20 protein-coding genes are annotated in these 17,176 nt (G+C 62.8%); 8 read left to right on the plus strand and 12 right to left on the minus strand.

Annotated features, from left to right (window positions below; genetic code table 11):
* Nucleotides 1–6: 6 nt before the first annotated feature.
* Together H7F36_RS01405 and H7F36_RS01410 are read right to left on the minus strand one after the other, a co-directional pair.
* Nucleotides 7–678 carry an SCO family protein gene (locus H7F36_RS01405; RefSeq protein WP_187053002.1) on the minus strand — a complete coding sequence of 224 codons (672 nt, stop codon included), beginning with the start codon at nucleotides 676–678 and terminating at the stop codon, nucleotides 7–9.
* Complete coding sequence (locus tag H7F36_RS01410; RefSeq protein WP_187054748.1) at nucleotides 671–1,483, minus strand: SURF1 family protein; 813 nt, start codon at nucleotides 1,481–1,483, stop codon at nucleotides 671–673. Before H7F36_RS01410 ends, H7F36_RS01405 begins: the two co-directional genes overlap by 8 nt.
* Before the next feature lie 165 nt (nucleotides 1,484–1,648).
* Between H7F36_RS01410 and H7F36_RS01415 the strand changes: the two genes are divergently transcribed.
* On the plus strand, nucleotides 1,649–1,870 hold the full coding sequence (locus tag H7F36_RS01415; RefSeq protein ID WP_187053003.1) for a twin transmembrane helix small protein: 222 nt from the start codon (nucleotides 1,649–1,651) through the stop codon (nucleotides 1,868–1,870).
* Between the two features lie 90 nt (nucleotides 1,871–1,960).
* On the opposite strand, the gene H7F36_RS01420 is transcribed toward H7F36_RS01415, so the two are convergent.
* From H7F36_RS01420 to H7F36_RS01450, 8 genes are all read right to left on the minus strand, one after another.
* Complete coding sequence (locus tag H7F36_RS01420) at nucleotides 1,961–2,842, minus strand: cytochrome c oxidase subunit 3 (protein ID WP_187053004.1); 882 nt, start codon at nucleotides 2,840–2,842, stop codon at nucleotides 1,961–1,963.
* A 50-nt stretch (nucleotides 2,843–2,892) separates the two neighbouring features.
* Nucleotides 2,893–3,102: a DUF2970 domain-containing protein gene (locus H7F36_RS01425; RefSeq protein WP_187053005.1), complete on the minus strand. Its 210-nt coding sequence runs from the start codon at nucleotides 3,100–3,102 to the stop codon at nucleotides 2,893–2,895.
* Nucleotides 3,099–3,719 (minus strand): cytochrome c oxidase assembly protein, encoded by a 621-nt coding sequence (locus H7F36_RS01430; protein ID WP_187053006.1) that lies wholly within the window; start codon nucleotides 3,717–3,719, stop codon nucleotides 3,099–3,101. Before H7F36_RS01430 ends, H7F36_RS01425 begins: the two co-directional genes overlap by 4 nt.
* 7 nt (nucleotides 3,720–3,726) lie before the next feature.
* Nucleotides 3,727–3,837 (minus strand): cytochrome oxidase small assembly protein, encoded by a 111-nt coding sequence (locus tag H7F36_RS21985; RefSeq protein ID WP_222620422.1) that lies wholly within the window; start codon nucleotides 3,835–3,837, stop codon nucleotides 3,727–3,729.
* 12 nt (nucleotides 3,838–3,849) lie between these two features.
* A complete protein-coding gene (ctaD, locus tag H7F36_RS01435) occupies nucleotides 3,850–5,487 on the minus strand; it encodes a cytochrome c oxidase subunit I (protein ID WP_187053007.1) in 1,638 nt (545 codons plus the stop codon).
* A 34-nt stretch (nucleotides 5,488–5,521) separates the two neighbouring features.
* Nucleotides 5,522–6,712, minus strand: a complete 1,191-nt coding sequence (gene coxB / locus H7F36_RS01440) for a cytochrome c oxidase subunit II (protein WP_187053008.1) — start codon at nucleotides 6,710–6,712, stop codon at nucleotides 5,522–5,524.
* Between the two features lie 71 nt (nucleotides 6,713–6,783).
* Nucleotides 6,784–7,260: a DUF2244 domain-containing protein gene (locus H7F36_RS01445; protein ID WP_187053009.1), complete on the minus strand. Its 477-nt coding sequence runs from the start codon at nucleotides 7,258–7,260 to the stop codon at nucleotides 6,784–6,786.
* A gap of 127 nt (nucleotides 7,261–7,387) precedes the next feature.
* Complete coding sequence (locus tag H7F36_RS01450; protein ID WP_187053010.1) at nucleotides 7,388–8,299, minus strand: biotin synthase; 912 nt, start codon at nucleotides 8,297–8,299, stop codon at nucleotides 7,388–7,390.
* Between the two features lie 22 nt (nucleotides 8,300–8,321).
* Here H7F36_RS01450 and H7F36_RS01455 point away from each other — a divergent pair, with 22 nt between their 5' ends.
* Nucleotides 8,322–9,062, plus strand: a complete 741-nt coding sequence (locus H7F36_RS01455) for a ComF family protein (RefSeq protein WP_187053011.1) — start codon at nucleotides 8,322–8,324, stop codon at nucleotides 9,060–9,062.
* Nucleotides 9,063–9,105: 43 nt separating this feature from the next.
* Nucleotides 9,106–9,567, plus strand: coding sequence for a tRNA (cytidine(34)-2'-O)-methyltransferase (locus H7F36_RS01460; RefSeq protein WP_187053012.1), 462 nt, complete (start codon nucleotides 9,106–9,108; stop codon nucleotides 9,565–9,567).
* A 16-nt stretch (nucleotides 9,568–9,583) separates the two neighbouring features.
* Here H7F36_RS01460 and H7F36_RS01465 read toward each other — a convergent pair whose 3' ends face one another.
* Nucleotides 9,584–10,039, minus strand: coding sequence for a MaoC family dehydratase (locus H7F36_RS01465; protein ID WP_187053013.1), 456 nt, complete (start codon nucleotides 10,037–10,039; stop codon nucleotides 9,584–9,586).
* Nucleotides 10,040–10,120: 81 nt separating this feature from the next.
* On the opposite strand from H7F36_RS01465, the gene H7F36_RS01470 reads away from it, so the two are divergent.
* Complete coding sequence (locus H7F36_RS01470) at nucleotides 10,121–10,837, plus strand: NAD(P)H-dependent oxidoreductase (RefSeq protein ID WP_187053014.1); 717 nt, start codon at nucleotides 10,121–10,123, stop codon at nucleotides 10,835–10,837.
* Nucleotides 10,838–10,839: 2 nt separating this feature from the next.
* The gene (kefC, locus tag H7F36_RS01475) at nucleotides 10,840–12,702 is read left to right on the plus strand and encodes a glutathione-regulated potassium-efflux system protein KefC (RefSeq protein ID WP_187053015.1); all 1,863 of its coding nucleotides are present in this window, start codon (nucleotides 10,840–10,842) and stop codon (nucleotides 12,700–12,702) included.
* Nucleotides 12,703–12,743: 41 nt separating this feature from the next.
* Here kefC and H7F36_RS01480 read toward each other — a convergent pair whose 3' ends face one another.
* A complete protein-coding gene (locus H7F36_RS01480; protein ID WP_187053016.1) occupies nucleotides 12,744–13,622 on the minus strand; it encodes an amidohydrolase family protein in 879 nt (292 codons plus the stop codon).
* Between the two features lie 118 nt (nucleotides 13,623–13,740).
* Between H7F36_RS01480 and H7F36_RS01485 the strand changes: the two genes are divergently transcribed.
* From H7F36_RS01485 to H7F36_RS01495, 3 genes are read left to right on the plus strand one after another with little or no spacing between them, the layout of a single operon-like run.
* Entirely contained in the window at nucleotides 13,741–14,514 is a 774-nt protein-coding gene (locus H7F36_RS01485) for a crotonase/enoyl-CoA hydratase family protein (protein WP_187053017.1), read from the plus strand.
* On the plus strand, nucleotides 14,511–16,391 hold the full coding sequence (locus H7F36_RS01490; protein ID WP_187053018.1) for a feruloyl-CoA synthase: 1,881 nt from the start codon (nucleotides 14,511–14,513) through the stop codon (nucleotides 16,389–16,391). Before H7F36_RS01485 ends, H7F36_RS01490 begins: the two co-directional genes overlap by 4 nt.
* On the plus strand, nucleotides 16,388–17,173 hold the full coding sequence (locus H7F36_RS01495) for an SDR family NAD(P)-dependent oxidoreductase (protein ID WP_187053019.1): 786 nt from the start codon (nucleotides 16,388–16,390) through the stop codon (nucleotides 17,171–17,173). The genes H7F36_RS01490 and H7F36_RS01495 overlap by 4 nt, the downstream gene beginning before the upstream one ends.
* The last annotated feature ends 3 nt before the right edge of the window (nucleotides 17,174–17,176 follow it).

Consider the following 17,176-nt stretch of genomic DNA (forward strand, 5'->3'; position numbering starts at 1 on the left):
ATCACGTCAGCGGTTGGGTTCATCCCAGGAAGCAGAGGCGCGAAGCAACCGATCGAGATCGCGCTTGGCACGCGTGGCGCCTTGCGTGTCCATGCTCGCCGGAAAACGCATCATCCAGTTGCCCATCGGATCGACTACGTAAAGATGCTCGCTCAAGCCATGCCCGGCACCCGGTACCAGCCATTGCGCCAGCTCGGCGGCGGGCAAGCGAAGAACCGTCGCGCCGCGGAGTCCATTGTCGAGACGCTCTGGAATCGGCGCCGTATCGCTCACGAGCCAAACCCGGTCGAGGCGGTCTTTTTCGCGACCGAGGCCTTCGCGCATCTGGCGTTGCAAGTAGAGCTGCTGCTCGCACAAAGAATTGCACGCTGCATCGGCCACGGCAACGAGCAACCACTGCCCCTTGAGAGTCTGTAGGTCGACGCGCGCACCGTCACGCCCGGTTGCGCTGAATGCCGGCAGCGGCTGCTGCGGATCGATCAGTTCTCCGTAAACGCTGCGGCCTTCCGGCCGGACCACGTAGTAAGTGAAGTAAGACGCGACGATCGGTGCGGCACAGCACAGCATGACTGCGATCATCTTCCAGCGCCCCTTGACCGTGCGGCGCGCGCCGTCGCCTTCCGGCTGCTGCGGCGAAGGCATCGAATGCACGGTGAGCGACAACGGTTCGTCAGCCATTCTGTGCACGACTGATTTTGCGCCAGGGGGCGATGAGTTGAAGCCAGACATAGAGAAGTGCGACAAGGGCCGAAAGGGCGAACCACTGAAATGCGTAGCCGTAGTGCCGTTCGATTCCCAGCGCCGGCGCCGGCCAATCGCGTTGCAATCCTTCGGAAGCCGACCCGGACTGCTGCAGCGAGAGATCGGTGCGGAGCGGCAACCCGGTTTCGACACGAAACGCTTCGAGATCCAGATTCTGCCGGATCGCATAAGACCCTTCGGGCGCCGCCATGGCAGCGGCGGCAACCGATGGAGAAGCGACAGCCGATGCGGTGCCGGAAGCGGTTGAACTGGCCGCAGCAGACGAAGCGGCCGCATCAGGTGACGCCACAACAGCGCTCTTGCCAAGTTCCATTAAATGCGACGGCGGCGGCGCGATGCGCCCGACCACCTCCACCAGGCCAACGGGCGTTTGCACTGGCTGCAGTTGCGTACGGTTCTGGAAGTTGCGCTGGATCCAGCCGCGTTGCACCATGACTGTCTGATTGCTGCCCTCCAATGCAAAGGGTGTCAGCACATAGAAGCCAGGCACGCCGTGCATCTGCCGGTTGTCGAGATAGACGGTTTGGGCTCCGAGCCACAGGCCGCGCAACCGCACGGGCCGCAGCATCGCGTCAGAACCCTTGTCGGTCGACAGAAACGTCTGTTGATCGAGCTCTGGGCGCCGGCTCTGCGCCTCGCTTTCGGCCTGCATCGCTTCTTTTTGCGCTGCGCGCGACAGTTGCCAGTGCCCGAGCGACGCCGTTGCGGCAATGGTCAGCATGGCTGCGATGGCGATGACCCAGAAACGGCCTCTCCGTGCGCCTTTCCACTCCTCGCTGGAGCGGGTGGGGGCGGCGCGACCCGTGGTCTGCCCGCGCGTATCGGCATCGTGGTCTGGGTCGCCGTTCAGCACGGGAGAAGGCCTGGTCGGCCGATAATGTGAGTCATGAAATATGTCATCGCCTTGGCGTTCGTGGGCATCTTGGCGAGCTTGGGATTTGCGCTGTTCTTCATGCTGAAGGACGGTCGCGACGGCAGAGCCAAGGGGGGCGGCATGGCGCGCGCTCTGACTGTTCGGATCGGCCTTTCGGTGGTTTTGTTCCTGTGCATTCTGATTGCCTGGAAACTTGGGTACATCCAGCCAGGGGGACTGCCGGTCGGCAAGTAGGTCTTGCCGGCGAGCATCGCCGCTGTCGACACACCACGCCCATGAAAAAAGCGCCTTGCGGCGCTTTTTTTGCTGTGCCGTCGTTACGCGTCAAAGCCAGTAGACCAACGTGTAGAGGCCCAGCCAGACAACGTCCACGAAATGCCAGTACCAGGCGGCACCCTCGAAGCCGAAATGGCGCTCTGGCGTGAAATGCCCTGAGCGAAGTCGCAGCGTGATGAACAGCAGCATCAACATGCCGATGAAAACATGCAGCCCGTGAAAACCGGTCAACATGAAGAAAGTCGAGCCGTAGGCACCGGAACTCAGCTTGAGGTTCAGCTCGGTATACAGGTGGTGGTATTCGTAGCCTTGCACGCCCAGGAACAGCACCCCGAGCAGCACCGTTACCCACATGAAGCGGATGCATTGGGCGCGATGACCGGCGCGCAACGCATGGTGGGCGATGGTGAGGGTCACGCCGGAAGTCAGCAGCAGCGCGGTGTTGATCGTGGGCAGCCAGAACGGCCCGACAGTTTGAAAAGGTTCGACGAGATCGGCAGGAGCGCCGGTTGCGCCCGCAGCCATGCTGGGCCACACCGCTTTGAAGTCAGGCCACAGCAGCGCATTGTCCAAGCTGCCCAGCGCCGGAAGCGCGTGCGTGCGCGCCCACCACAGCGCCGTAAAGAAAGCGCCGAAGAACATCACTTCCGAAAAAATGAACCAGCTCATGCTCCAGCGAAAGGACAAGTCAACCTTGTGGCCGTACTGGCCGCTTTCGCTCTCCGCGATGGATTCGCGAAACCAGACGAACAGCGTGGCCAGCCAGATCACCATGCCCATGGAGAGGACGTAAGCGCCCCACTCATGGCTGTTGATCCATTGCGTCGCTCCGAAGATCACGAACAGCAGGCCGAGTGAGGCCATGACCGGATAGCCCGAAGGCCCGGGCACGAAATAGTAGGGCGTGGTGCCGTGCGTGGTTGAGCTCATATCAGGTCCTGGCTTTTTCTCTCGATTCAAATTCTTATGAAAGTGGCGCCTCAGGGCGCGACCACGAAGCGCACCACCATGATCAGGCCGCCGACAAAAACGATCACGCCCGCAAAGGCCACGACGATGATGTGCAGGGGGTTCAGCTTGGCTAAATCTTCCTGGTAGGCACTGTTTTTCCGAACGCCGAAAAACGACCAGCCCACCGCCTTGATGGTGCCCAGGAGTGAACCTTTACGCGGCTGCGGCGGTGCTTTCACGAATTGGGGCCCAGCGGAACGGGGGCCGTAGCCACCGGTGCAGGTGGTGTCTTGCCACCCACTTCGAAGAAGGTATAGGACAACGTGATCGTCTTCACGTCCTTCGAGATCTTCGGATCGATCACGAAAGCGACCGGCCATTGCTTTTTTTCGCCCGGCTCCAACGTGTACTGATTGAAGCAAAAGCATTCGAGCTTGTTGAAATACTGGGCCGCTTGCTGTGGCGCATAGCTTGGAATAGCCTGCGCAGCCATACGCCTGTTTTGCGAATTCTGGAACTCGTACATCACCGTGTTCAGTTCACCCGGATGGACCACCAGTGAATTGAGTGCGGGTTTGAATTCCCACAGTCCTCGCGCGTTGGCGTCGAACTCGACCGTGATGGTGCGGCTTTTGTCGACCTGCGTATTGTTGGGCAACCGTACGTCGGCGCCTCCAGTGGCGCCACCGGGAACCCTGAGTTCGGCGACTGCCAGCACGTTGATTCCCGTGACCTCACAGATCGTTCGGTACAAAGGCACCAGTGCATAGCCGAACGCGAACATGCCAACTGCGATCACGGCCAGCTTGCCGACCATACGTGCATTTTCGCGGCGGGTTCGAAGCGGCAAGCCCATACGTCCTTCAGCGGCTGAACCACACCATGCGAACGATGAAACCCACGAAGAACAGCACCGCGATGGAGGCCAGGGTCAGGCCCATCCTGCGGTTGTTCTTCTTTTGTTCAGGCGTCATGGTGCGGACAGATCAGGCCAAGATGCGCGTGGCGGTCGGATCAAGCCGCGGAGGCGTTTCGAAGGTATGGAATGGCGCGGGAGAAGGCACTTCCCACTCGAGTCCTTCAGCGCCTTCCCACGGTTTTTGCGTGGCCTTCTCGCCTTTGCCGCGCATGACGGGCAGCACGACGAAGAAGAAGAAGTAGACCTGCGCAAAACCGAAGAAGAATGCACCGACCGACGCCACAGCATTGAAATCAGCGAATTGCATGGGGTAGTCGGCATAGCGTCGGGGCATGCCCGCGAGACCCAGAAAATGCATCGGGAAGAAGGTAACGTTGAACGAGATCAGCGACCACCAGAAGTGGATCTTGCCGCGTGTCTCGCTGTACATCACGCCCGTCCATTTCGGGCTCCAGTAATAGAAGCCGGCGAACATGGCGTACAAGGAGCCGGCCACGAGAACGTAGTGGAAATGCGCAACGACGTAGTACGTATCGTGAAGCTGGATGTCGATGGGGGCGACCGCGAGGATCAACCCACTGAAACCGCCCATGGTGAAGACGAAGATGAAGCCGACCGCGAACAACATCGGTGTCTCGAAGCTCATCGAGCCCTGCCACATGGTCGCTATCCAGTTGAACACCTTGACCGCTGTCGGCACCGCGATCAGCATCGTCGCGTACATGAAGAACAACTGCCCTGTCAACGGCATGCCGGAAGTGAACATGTGGTGCGCCCACACGATAAACGACAGGATAGCGATCGACGAGGTCGCGTACACCATCGAGGCGTAACCGAAGAGCCGCTTGCGGGCAAAAGCCGGCACGATCTGGCTGACGATGCCGAAGGCCGGCAAGATCATGATGTAGACCTCGGGGTGACCGAAGAACCAGAAGATGTGCTGGTACATCACCGGATCACCACCGCCAGCGGGGTTGAAGAAGCTTGTCCCGAAGTGCCGATCGGTCAACGTCATGGTGATCGCGCCGGCCAGCACAGGCATTACGGCGATCAGGAGGTAGGCCGTAATGAGCCACGTCCAGCAGAACATCGGCATCTTCATCAGCGTCATCCCGGGGGCGCGCATGTTGAGAATCGTCACGATGATGTTGATCGATCCCATGATCGAAGAGGCGCCCATGATGTGCATCGCGAAGATGCCGGCATCCATCGATGGGCCCATCTGCAACGTCAGTGGCGCGTACAGAGTCCAACCGGTCGACGGCGCTCCACCCGGCATGAAAAAGGAACTGACCAGCATGAGCGAGGCAGGAATCAGCAGCCAGAAGCTGAAATTGTTCATGCGCGCGAAGGCCATGTCCGAAGCGCCGATCTGCAGTGGCACCATCCAGTTGGCGAACCCCACGAACGCCGGCATGATCGCGCCGAAAACCATGATCAGACCGTGCATGGTCGTGAACTGATTGAACAATTCCGGATTGAGGAACTGCAGGCCAGGCTGAAACAGCTCAGCGCGGATCAGCAGCGCGAGCACGCCGCCGATCATGAACATTGTCAGGCTGAACAACAGGTACAGCGTGCCGATGTCCTTGTGGTTGGTGGCAAACACCCAGCGGCGCCAGCCGACCGGCGCTCCGTGGTGTTCGTCGTGCCCATGGTCGTCGTGGCCGGCCGCGTGGCCGTGGGGATCGAGGACTGCGCTCATGAAATCTTCCTTGGCAATTCGGGGATCGGCCGGCTTACTTGCCGCGCTGCGCCAGCACTTCGGCCGGCTGGACCAACTGCCCTGTCTTGTTCGACCAGGTGTTCTTGGTGTATGTAATGACGGAGGCGATGTCGGTGTCGCTCAGCTTGGCCCATGACGGCATCGCGCCGTTGTTCTGACCCTTCAGCAACACTTGAATCTGAATCGCGTGATCAGGATTCAGCACCTTTTCGTCGCCGTCGAGCGCCTTGATCGGGCCGGCGCCTTTGCCATTGGCCTGATGGCAAGCAGCACAGTTGCCCGCGTAAACCTTTTCGCCGCGCGCCAGCATGTCGGGCAAGGTCCAGACCTTGGTCGGATCGTCCAGCTTGGCCGCCGCTTCTTTCTTCTTGCCGGCGACCCAGGTCGTGTAATCGGCTGCCGAGACCACCCTGACATGAATGGGCATGTACGAGTGCTCTTTGCCACAGAGCTTGGCACACTGTCCGTAGTAGTCGCCCACCTCTTGCGCACGGAACCACGTATCCCGCACGAAGCCGGGAATTGCGTCCTGCTGGATGCCGAGCGACTGCACTGCGAACGCATGGATCACGTCCTCCGCCGTCGTGATGATCCGGACCTTCTTGTCGACCGGAACGACCAGCGGGTTGTCTACTTTCAACAGATAGTCGGCCGGCGGCGCTTCCCCGTTCGGGCCCTTGGCGCCGTTGTTGGACATGGCACGGTGCGAACTGTCGAGCGTCGAAATGAAGGCGAGACCTTCGCCCTCACCCTTGATGTAGTCGTAGCCCCACTTCCACTGGTAGCCGGTCGTCTTGATCGTTAGATCGGCGTTGGTCGTGTCTTTCTGGGCGACAAGCACTTTGGTGGCGGGCAGTGCCATCAGGATCACGATGAGGAAAGGAACGATAGTCCAGATGACTTCGACCACCACCGACTCATGAAAGTTGGCCGCCTTGTGTCCAGCCGCTTTCCGGTGCTTCCAGATCGAATAGAACATGATCGCGAAAACAGCCACGAAGATGACGGTGCACAGCACCATCATTGCGTTGTGCAGAAAGTACTGTTCCTGGGCGATCTTGGTCACACCGACCGGCAAATTGAGCTGGCGCACGGAAGGGCCGCCAGCCAGATCGCTGACTGCATGTGCCGCGCCGCTGAACGCCGCGCCGGCCGCCAGCAGCAGATTCGCCGGCTTGTACTTTTTGCGCCAATTGCTCTTCATCGTGTTCACTTCTTGAAAACCAGTTAACCCTGTGACCGCATGTCGATGCCCGCTTGCGCACGCCTGCCTATTCAGGCGCTGCGCAATGCCATGCGAATCTCGCGCGCCAGCGCCGCGCGCAGCTCGGGGCGCACATAGCGCCCCACCCTGACCGAACGACCTTGTCCTGACACTTCGATCAGCGAGCGGTCGCCCGCCTGCGGCTCGATCCGAACTTGATGCGGCAAAAATTCTGCCCGCTCATAGTGGCCGCCGTTCTCCAGTTCGACCACCAGCCGGCCACCTTGCAAAGCAATCTTTTCCCCGTCGGTCGCATGCCGCGCATACAGCATGAAAGCGACGCCCACCGCTGTCAGTTCGAGCCACGCGAACGGCAACACCAGAGGCGCGCCGTTCACCCAAAACACCGTGCCGATGCCGAGCGAAATTACGCACAGCGACGCGTAGAGCCAGCCGAGCTGGCTCGGCGTGACCGAGCAATTGCGCTTCAAAAACCAGTGGATGCTCTGGCCTGAAACAGTGGCAAATCGAAACACGGAATTCGTCAAGGGGCGAGTTCGGCAAATCGGTGCGCCGCGACTGTCAGACCGATGTCCGATTAGCCTCGATCACGGGCCAATTCCCGCGAGTTCACGCATCGGCGGATTGTAGCGGGTGGTTTGTGCGCGAATCCCATCAGCCCGGCCGTCCGCGCTGCAGCATGGTGCGCATCTCGCGCAACGAAACCGCGCTTTCGGACGAAAGAGAAACGCGTGGAGCCGGCTTGAATGCATGGCCGTAGATGATCTCGAAGGTCAGCGTAATGCGCCCTTCGTTTTCGGCGATGCCATGCAATTCGCTTAAAGCATCGCCCAGCCGCCTGCGCCAGCCTTTGCCGCGCAATTGTGCAAACCGCGCAGGATGCAGGTTGCGCCCGAGCGTGCGAAGTTCGGCCAGCGCCGCCTCCGGTGTGGCCCAGGTCAGCACGATGCGCTCCATGTCCATGACAGGCTCGGCAAATCCAGCGCCGACCAGCATGTCACCCCAGTCGTGCATGTCGGTGAACTCATGGCCGGCTGGCGGCCAGCCATGGCGTGCATAGAGGGCACGAAGCTCATGCACCGTGTCGGGGCCGAAACACGAAAACATGAGGAAGCCGTTGGTGGCGACCGAACGATGCCATTCGCCGATGAGCGCTTGCGGATCGGCCGCCATATGCAGCGCCATGTTGGCCCATAGCAAATCGACGCCAGTCTCAGGCACGCTATCGAATCGCGCGGCACCGCCCTGCCAGCGGCGCGCGTTCCACCAGGGGACCGACACGGCCGCGGCGGTTCGCTCGACCAGCCCGCGCTCCTGCTCCACGACATAGGAAGCCGCCTTGGGATAGCGCTTCGACACCAGTGCGTGCGCCTCGAGCCCACCGTGCAGGGGCGACCAGTCGGCCCACGTCGCGGGCTGCGCCTTGATCCACTGCAATCGGTCCTCCATGCGTCGGCCGATTTCTTCATGCAGCCAGGGCGATCCTTCTGCGGGAACCCAGCGCAACCAGCGTGCTGCCGCCGCGGGGTCGATGGTCGGCGGGCGGCGGTCGGGAGCGGTGGACATGGGCAGGCCAGTATATTGAGCGATGTCCGGCCCTTGGCTCACAGGCCTTTTGCGGCCGATCTCTTCATTGCGTCCTGCCTGGCTCGCGCACCTGCCGAGCCAGTGCGCGGTGTGCCGCGCGTGGCCGTCGCGTCGCATGTGCGATGACTGCGTGATGCGCTTCGCGCCGCCGACGCTGCGTTGCCGGACCTGTGCGTCGCCGCTGCCCGATGGCCTTTCGCAGTGCGGCGACTGCGTGAAGCAGGCCCCGCCGCTCGATGCTTGCATGGCCGCCTGCGCCTACGTCTGGCCCTGGCCGGAATGCATCGCGCAGTTCAAGTTCAGAGGAGACGCCGGCTGGGCTGCTCCGCTCGCGACCTTGATGCGCAGCACACCTTGGGTCGAGCCGGCGCTCGATGCGTGCGACCTGGTGCTGCCGATGCCGCTGTCGCGCGAACGGCTGCGCGAGCGCGGTTTCAATCAGGCGTACGAACTGGCCTGTCGCCTGGCGCCCAAAAGAAAATGCGACGCGACCTTGCTGCTACGCACGCGTGAAACGACGGCGCAGAGCGGACTGACGCGCGCCGAGCGGCTGCGCAACCTTCAAGGCGCTTTCGCGTTGGAGCCCCTGCGCGCGACGGCGGTGCAAGGCAAGCGCATCGTGCTAGTCGACGATGTGATGACCAGTGGCGCATCGATGTTCTCGGCGGCGCAGGTTCTGCGAACGGCCGGCGCGGTGCACATCACGGCCGTCGTGCTGGCGCGCACCGATCCGCCCAGCTGATCGGCAGACCTTCGGGTGTCGCGCCCGTTGCGACAATGCGTGGATGTTTCATATCGTCCTGGTCGAGCCCGAGATTCCGCCCAACACCGGCAATGTGATTCGCCTTGCCGCCAACACCGGCTGCATGCTGCATCTGGTCGAGCCGCTGGGGTTTTCCATGGATGACCGGCTGCTGCGCCGTGCCGGACTGGACTATCACGAATACGCCGAAGTGCGCTGCTACGCCGGCTGGCAGCAATTGCTCGACAGCGAATCACCACCGCCCGATCGCATGTTCGCGCTCACGACGCGCGGCAGCCGTCCGGTCCATGAGGTGGCATTTGCAGACGGCGACTGGCTGGTGTTCGGTTCGGAGAGCAAGGGACTCGACCCCGGATTGCGCGAGTCATTCCCCCAAGCGCAGCGACTGCGGCTGCCGATGCGAGAAGGCCAGCGCAGCCTGAACTTATCGAATGCGGTGGCAGTGACCGTGTTCGAAGCCTGGCGACAGATCGGATTCAGATAGCCCGATCGGCGCTGCATTACTTGTAGCGACGTACCACCGACTCGGCCACGCACGCCGGCTTGGGCGAGCCTTCCAGCTCGATCGTCGTTTCCCAGGTCATCTGCAGACCATCGTTGGCAATCGACTCCGATGTCAGAAGCTTCATGCGCCCGCGCAGCCGACCGCCGACAGGCACAGGCGCCATGAAGCGGACGCGATTCAAACCGTAGTTCACGCCCATCCGCGACTCGGTCACTTCGAAAGCCGCTTCGTAGAACTTCGGCAACATCGACAGCGTGAGAAAGCCGTGCGCGATCGGCCCGCCGAAAGGTCCAGCCTTGGCGCGCTCAACATCGACGTGAATCCACTGGTGGTCTCCCGTCGCGTCAGCGAACTGATTCACCTGCTCCTGCGTCACGGTGATCCAGTCGCTCACCGCGACCTCCTGGCCAACGCAGGCGGCAAGATCCTGAAGGGTCTGGAATGTTTTCATGGCGGCACTCTAGCGCTGCGTCGGTCGGCTGGGCTGTCTGAAGCGTGACAGGGCTTGCCCCGATTGCGCTATGTTCGCCAGATGAGCTCAACCACCGCAACGGCTTCGAAGTCGCCCACCATTTATTTGCTGGCGGCGCATCCGCACTGGCGCGACTCCCGCGTCAATCGGCAGCTGGTGCGGGCCGCCCGCGGCGTCGAAGGAGTCGAAGTCAACGATCTCTACGACAGCTATCCCGACTATGCGATCGACGTCGAAGCCGAGCAAGCCAAGCTCGCTCGCGCCGATCTGGTCGTGCTCATGCATCCGATCCACTGGTATTCGATGCCGCCGCTTCAGAAGCTCTGGCTCGACGAGGTCTTGAGCTACGGCTGGGCCTATGGCACCGGAGGCACCGCACTGGTTGGCAAGGACTTGTGGTTGGTCGCGACCACTGGCGGCCCTGAAGAGAGCTACCACCCGCAGAGCTACAACCGCTATTTCTTCGACGCGTTTTTACCGCCCTATGAGCAGACCGGCGTGCTCTGCGGCATGCGCTTTTTGCCGCCGCTCATATTGCACGGCGCCCGCAGCGCAAGCGACGACGAGGTCCAGTCGCACGTCCAGACTTTCTCCGAGCGCCTGGGCAGCTTTCCGAACTGGCCCGAGATCGACGCGCTCGGCGATTGCCCAACCTGCGTGGTACCGCCGACCGACCGGCCGCAAGAGGATGAGGATGCAGCGGCGATGTCGCGCGAATTCGGCAAGGCGCTGAGCAATGTTCCCGCTGCCATGTCCGGCACGGCAGAAAGCGCCTGAGCATGGAACACGCACCGGTCTGGCTGACGAGCAGCCTCATCTATCTGGGCGCCGCCGTATTGGTGGTGCCGCTTTCCAAAGCGCTGGGCCTCGGCTCGATCATCGGCTACCTGGTGGCGGGCATTGCCATCGGCCCCTGGGGACTCGGACTGGTGTCGAGCGTCGAGGACGTGCTGCACTTTGCCGAATTCGGCGTCGTGTTGATGCTCTTTCTGGTTGGGCTCGAACTGGAACCCAAGCGGCTCTGGAATTTGCGACGCCCGATCTTCGGCTGGGGCCTGGCGCAGGTCGCGAGCTGCGCCGTCGTGCTCTTCGGTATCGGCTGGTTGGCCGGCGCCGAATGGCGTGTCGCGCTGGTCGCTGCGCTCGGCCTCGCGCTGTCGTCCACCGCTATCGCCCTGCAGGTTTTCGGCGAACGCAACCTGCTGAAGACCAGCAGCGGCCAGGCCGGCTTTTCGATCCTGCTGTTCCAGGACGTGGCCGCCATCCCGATCCTCGCGCTGCTGCCGTTGCTGGCGGGCGCTGCCGCTGGCGCTCAGGAGGTGACAGGCCTCGACCGGCTCTTCGAAGGCCTGAAGATCGTCGGCGTGATCGCCGGCATCGTGTTGGGCGGCCGGCTCGCGTTGCGCCCCTTGCTGCGCTGGATCGCCCGCAGCAAAACGCCCGAAATCTTTACTGCCACCGCGCTGCTGTTGGTCGTCGCCATCGCGGCGCTGATGCAGTTCGTCCACCTGTCGATGGCCCTCGGCGCCTTCCTGGCCGGCGTGCTGCTGGCAGAAAGCGAATACCGACGCGAGCTCGAGACCGACATCGAGCCCTTCAAAGGCTTGCTGCTCGGACTCTTCTTCATCGCGGTGGGTATGTCGATCAACTTCGGCGTGTTGATCGCGCAGCCGCTGATGATGGCGTTGCTGGTCGTCGGCTTCATGGTCGTCAAGCTGGTGGTGATCTACACGCTCGCCAAGGCGATGGGTATCCCGTACCAGCAGCGACCCGTGTTCACGTTGCTGCTGGCGCAGGGCGGCGAGTTCGCCTTCGTGGTGTTCCAGGCGGCCGGGCCCAACGTGCTGCCACCGGAAGTGACTTCGCTGTTGATCGGCGCGGTGGCGTTGTCGATGCTGCTGTCGCCGCTATTGCTGGTCGCAATCGACAAATGGGTGCTGCCGCGCTACAACGAATACGCGAAAAACGCTGGGCCGAAGATCGACGAAATTTCCGAGCAGCAGGAGCCCAAAGTGCTGATCCTCGGGTTCGGTCGTTACGGGCAGATCATTGGCCGCATGCTGTGGTCGCAAGGCCTGCCGCTCACCGTGCTCGATCACGATTCGGACACGGTCGAAGGCCTTCGTGAGTTCGGTTTCAGGGTGTTCTACGGCGACGCCACGCGGCTCGACCTGTTGCGCACAGCTGGCGCCGCAACGGCGCGGGTGGTGGTCGTGGCGGTCGACGACATCGAACAGTCGCTCACCATCGTCGACTTGTTGCGCGAGCACTTTCCCCAAGCCCGTGTGGTGGCCCGCGCACGCAACCTCAGGCACTTGTACCAATTGCGCGATCGCGGCGTGGAACACATCGAGCGCGAAGTGTTCGAGTCATCCCTGCGCAGCGCGCGCGCCACGCTTGAAGGGCTCGGCTGGCCAGCGTACGAAGCACGCGAAACGGCAATGCGGTTTCGCGCCCGGAACATCAAACTGATGGACGCGACCTATCCGCACTACAAGGACCGGGCCAAGGTGATCGCCGTGGCCAAGGAGGGTCGTCAGCAGTTCGAAGAGCAGATGACGAAGGAACGCGAGGAGCGGCAGAAGCGGTCGGGGATCGACTGGGGGAAGCTGGAATCGGAGGAAGAGCAGAGCTTGCCCTGAGGGATCCGGGACTGCGCGGACCGATCAGCGCACAGGGGCCCTCAGCTGGCAACCACCTGATCCAGCCTCAACAACCGCACCGCATTCCCCTTCAAGATCCCCGGCACCACTTCCGGCTTGAACCCCGCCCCTTCGAAGTCTTTCAGCCACTTGTCGGGTGTGATGAGCGGGTAGTCGCTGGCAAAAAGAATCCGGTCTTTGAGCAACGTGTTGGCGTACTGCACCAACTGCTTCGGAAAGTATTTCGGGCTCCAGCCAGACAGGTCGATCCACACGTTGGGCTTGTGCGTCGCCACGCTCAAGGCTTCGTCTTGCCACGGAAAACTGGGGTGCGCCATGACGATCTGCATGTCCGGAAAGTCGATGGCCACATCGTCCAGATGCATGGGGTTGCTGTACTCCAGGCGCAGTCCGCCGCCGCAACGCATGCCCGAGCCGATGCCGCTGTGGCCGGTGTGAAAAACGGCGGGCAAGCCGTACTCAGCAATGATTTCGTACAGCGGCCATGCCATCTTGTCGTACGGGTGAAACGCTTGCATCGTGGGGTGAAACTTGAAGCCCTTCACACCGTAGTCTTCGATCAGTCGGCGTGCCTCGCGCGCGCCCATTTTTCCCTTGTGCGGATCGATGCTGGCAAAGGCAATCATGATGTCGCTGTTCTTCTGCGCAGCCTCGGCGATCTCTTCGTTCGGGATGCGCCGGCGACCGGTGTTCGACTCGGCATCGACCATGAACATCACCAGCCCGATCTTGCGTTCACGGTAGTGGTCGATGCTCTCCTGGATGGTCGGCCGCTTGCCCGCCTTGAAGTATTTATCGGCCGCGCGGTCGTACTCCTCGCCGTAGTTGTCGAACGGGTTCCAGCAGCTGATTTCGGCGTGCGTATGGGTGTCGATGGCGACGAGATTGGCGTGATCCATGGCGCGGTCTCCTATTTATGGTCGGGCTGAGGGTAAGTCCCAATGTCGAGGTCTACATTGCGCCTTGAATATTGGTTATCTTGCATAACCATAATCGAAGCCAACACGGATTGCAATCATGACTCACCCCGATCTCCATCTCGAAATCCTCGACGACGTCGCCGTGGTTCGCCTTACACGCAGCGCCAAGCGCAACGCGCTGTCCGACGGCCTCATCTTGGCGCTGCGCGACGCGTTCGAAAGCCTGCCCGACACGGTGCGCGCCGCCGTCGTCGACGGCGAGGGTCCGCACTTCTGCGCGGGCCTCGATTTGAGCGAATTGAAAGAGCGCGATGCCGGTCAGGGCATGAAGCATTCGCGCATGTGGCACGCCGCGCTCGAGCGCGTGCAATACGGGCCGGTTCCTGTGATCGCGGCACTGCACGGTGCGGTGGTCGGCGGTGGGCTCGAGCTGGCCAGCGCCTGCCACATCCGCGTAGCCGACACCTCGACCTTCTATGCGTTGCCCGAAGGCTCGCGCGGCATCTTCGTCGGCGGCGGCGGCTCGGTGCGCATCCCCAAGCTCATCGGCGTCGCACGCATGACCGACATGATGCTCACGGGCCGCGTCTACAACGCCGAAGACGGCGAGCGCGTCGGCTTCGCGCAGTACCTGGTGCCTGAAGGCACCGCATTCGACAAGGCACTCGAACTCGCCAGGCGCGTGGCCAAGAACGCGCCGCTCACCAACTACGCGCTGATGCACGCGCTGCCGCGTATCGCCGAGCAACCGGCCGACCAGGGATTCTTCACCGAAGCGCTGATCGCCGGCATTGCACAGAACGCACCCGAAGCCAAGGAACGCGTGCGCGACTTCCTCGAAGGCCGCGCTGCCAAGGTCGCGAAATCATGAGCACGGGCGCAGCCCCCAAGTACCGTTCGCTGGCCTTCGGCGTCACGCGCGGGGTGCTGCGCGAAGGCGCGGCGGGTACGCGCTATCTCAGTGCCGAAGCACCGTTGGCATCGGGCACCGAACGCATGACCGACCGCCTGGTCCATTGGGCCGAAGTCGCGCCCGATCGCACCTTCATTGCGCGGCGTGAACGCAAGGCCGATGGCAGCACGGGCGAATGGCGCCATGTGACTTTCGCCGAAGCGCTGCAGCACGCGCGGCGCATCGGGCAGGCGCTGCTCGACCGCGGGTTGAGCGCTGACCGGCCGCTCGCCATCCTGAGCGAGAACGGCATCGAACACGCACTCCTCGCGCTGGGTGCGCTCTACGTCGGCGTGCCGCACTGCTCGGTGTCGCCGCCCTACTCCATCGTCAGCCAGGACTTCGAAAAACTGCGCCACGTGCTCGACACGCTGACGCCCGGCCTGGTGTTCGCGAGCGATGCGGCACGCTTCGGCCGCGCCATCAGCGCAGCGGTACCGGCCGACACCGAAGTCGTGCTGGGCGAAGGCTCGGTCGAAGGGCGCGCTGCGCTGTCTTTCGCCGAGCTCGATGCCACCGTCGCGACGCCGGCGGTCGATGCCGCGATGCGCGCCACCGGGCCCGACACCATCGTCAAGTTCCTCTTCACCTCGGGCTCGACCAAGCTGCCGAAAGCGGTCATCAACACGCACCGCATGTGGTGCGCCAACCAGCAGCAGTTGCGTCAGTCGATTCCGGCGCTGGAAGACGAGCCGCCGGTGCTGATCGACTGGCTGCCGTGGAACCATACCTTCGGCGGCAACCACAACGTGGGCATCGTGCTTTCCAACGGCGGCACGCTCTACATCGACGACGGTAAGCCGACGCCGTCGGGCATGGCCGAGACGCTGCGCAACCTGCGCGAGATCGCGCCGACCATGTACTTCAACGTGCCGACCGGTTTCGAAGCCATCGCCAACGCGATGGAAACCGATACCGTCCTGCGCAAGAAACTGCTCTCGCGCGTGAAGATGTTTTTCTACGCCGGTGCCGCGCTGTCGCAGCCAATCTGGGACAGCCTGCATCGCACGCAGGAAGCCGAAGTCGGCGAGCGCATCGTGATGGGCACCGGGCTCGGCATGACCGAGTCGTCGCCCTTCGCGCTCTACATAACCAGCCCCCAGGTGTCGTCCGGCGATCTGGGTCTGCCGGCACCCGGCATCGACTTGAAGCTCGTCGAGGTCGACGGCAAGACCGAGGTGCGCTACCGCGGCCCCAACATCACGCCCGGCTACTGGCGCGCGCCGGAAGCCACGGCTGAAGCCTTCGACGAAGAAGGCTTTTTCTGCACTGGCGATGCCGTCACCTGGATCGACCCCGACGATATCCACAAAGGCCTGCGCTTCGACGGCCGCATCGCCGAAGACTTCAAGCTGGCGACGGGTACCTTCGTGAGCGTCGGCCCGCTGCGCGCGAAGATCATCGCGGCCGGCGCGCCGTACATCCAGGACGTGGTGCTGACCGGCATCAACCTGAAGGAAGTGGGCGCGCTGATCTTCCCGACGCAAGCCGTGCGCAAACTCGCCGGCTTGCCCGCCGATACGCCGATGCAAGACGTGCTGCAGAGCACGCCGGTGCAGACCTACTTTCAAGGCGTGGTCGACACGCTGGCGCAACACGCGACCGGCAGTGCCAATCGCATTGCCCGCGCGCACCTTGTCGCCGTCCCGCCCTCGATCGACAAGGGCGAGGTGACCGACAAGGGTTCCATCAACCAGCGCTCGGTGCTGAAACATCGCGCGGCAGAAGTCGAGGCACTGCATGCGGGCTCGTTGCCGTACACCTTGCAACCGACACCCCAAGGACACAAACAATGAAGATCGAAGGACAAGCCGCACTGGTCACAGGCGGTGCATCGGGCCTGGGCGAAGCGACCGCACGCGAGCTCGCGCGCCTGGGCGCCAAGGTCGCCGTGCTCGACCGCAATGCCGAGCTTGCAGCGAAGGTCGCGGCCGAGATCGACAAAGAATTTGGAAAAGGCTGCGCCGTGGCGTGCGCCTGCGACATCACCGACACCGCGAGCGTCATCTCCGCGCTCGCCAAAGCCGCTGCCGCGCACGGTCCGGCGCGCATCCTGATGAACGTCGCCGGCATCGGCAGCGCGAAACGCATCGTCGGCAAAGACGGCCATCCGGCGCCGCTCGAAGACTTCGTGCGCGTGGTCAACGTCAACCTCATCGGTGGCTACAACATGGCCCGCCTCTTCGCCGCGGCTTGCGCCAAGCTCGACCCGCTGGACAACGGCGAGCGCGGGGTGATGCTCTTCACCGCTTCCGTCGCCGCCTTCGATGGCCAGGTCGGGCAGCAGGCTTACAGCGCATCGAAAGGTGGGCTGGTCGGCATGACCTTGCCGATGGCGCGCGACCTGGCGCAGCACGCCATCCGCGTGTGCACCATCGCGCCGGGCTTGTTCGCCACGCCGTTGCTGATGGAACTGCCCGAACCGGTGCAAAAATCGCTGGCTGCATCGATCCCGTTTCCGCCGCGGCTCGGCAAGCCTTCGGAGTTCGCCGAGCTGGCCTGTCACATCGTCACCAACGGCCACCTGAACGGCGAAGTGATTCGCCTCGACGGTGCGTTGCGCATGGCGCCGCGCTGAGCA

The organism is Variovorax sp. PAMC28562, assembly GCF_014303735.1.
In the GTDB taxonomy this organism is placed as follows: domain Bacteria; phylum Pseudomonadota; class Gammaproteobacteria; order Burkholderiales; family Burkholderiaceae_C; genus Variovorax.

Coding starts and splice junctions, on each gene's coding strand:
- H7F36_RS01455 (WP_187053011.1), top strand. CDS start 8,322: ATGTCCGGCCCTTGGCTCACAGGCCTTTTGCGGCCGATCTCTTCATTG.
- H7F36_RS01415 (WP_187053003.1), top strand. CDS start 1,649: ATGAAATATGTCATCGCCTTGGCGTTCGTGGGCATCTTGGCGAGCTTG.
- H7F36_RS21985 (WP_222620422.1), bottom strand. CDS start 3,837: ATGACGCCTGAACAAAAGAAGAACAACCGCAGGATGGGCCTGACCCTG.
- H7F36_RS01460 (WP_187053012.1), top strand. CDS start 9,106: ATGTTTCATATCGTCCTGGTCGAGCCCGAGATTCCGCCCAACACCGGC.
- H7F36_RS01405 (WP_187053002.1), bottom strand. CDS start 678: ATGGCTGACGAACCGTTGTCGCTCACCGTGCATTCGATGCCTTCGCCG.
- H7F36_RS01430 (WP_187053006.1), bottom strand. CDS start 3,719: ATGGGCTTGCCGCTTCGAACCCGCCGCGAAAATGCACGTATGGTCGGC.
- H7F36_RS01470 (WP_187053014.1), top strand. CDS start 10,121: ATGAGCTCAACCACCGCAACGGCTTCGAAGTCGCCCACCATTTATTTG.
- H7F36_RS01480 (WP_187053016.1), bottom strand. CDS start 13,622: ATGGATCACGCCAATCTCGTCGCCATCGACACCCATACGCACGCCGAA.
- H7F36_RS01485 (WP_187053017.1), top strand. CDS start 13,741: ATGACTCACCCCGATCTCCATCTCGAAATCCTCGACGACGTCGCCGTG.
- ctaD (WP_187053007.1), bottom strand. CDS start 5,487: ATGAGCGCAGTCCTCGATCCCCACGGCCACGCGGCCGGCCACGACGAC.
- H7F36_RS01490 (WP_187053018.1), top strand. CDS start 14,511: ATGAGCACGGGCGCAGCCCCCAAGTACCGTTCGCTGGCCTTCGGCGTC.
- H7F36_RS01410 (WP_187054748.1), bottom strand. CDS start 1,483: ATGCTGACCATTGCCGCAACGGCGTCGCTCGGGCACTGGCAACTGTCG.
- H7F36_RS01495 (WP_187053019.1), top strand. CDS start 16,388: ATGAAGATCGAAGGACAAGCCGCACTGGTCACAGGCGGTGCATCGGGC.
- coxB (WP_187053008.1), bottom strand. CDS start 6,712: ATGAAGAGCAATTGGCGCAAAAAGTACAAGCCGGCGAATCTGCTGCTG.
- kefC (WP_187053015.1), top strand. CDS start 10,840: ATGGAACACGCACCGGTCTGGCTGACGAGCAGCCTCATCTATCTGGGC.
- H7F36_RS01420 (WP_187053004.1), bottom strand. CDS start 2,842: ATGAGCTCAACCACGCACGGCACCACGCCCTACTATTTCGTGCCCGGG.
- H7F36_RS01450 (WP_187053010.1), bottom strand. CDS start 8,299: ATGTCCACCGCTCCCGACCGCCGCCCGCCGACCATCGACCCCGCGGCG.
- H7F36_RS01465 (WP_187053013.1), bottom strand. CDS start 10,039: ATGAAAACATTCCAGACCCTTCAGGATCTTGCCGCCTGCGTTGGCCAG.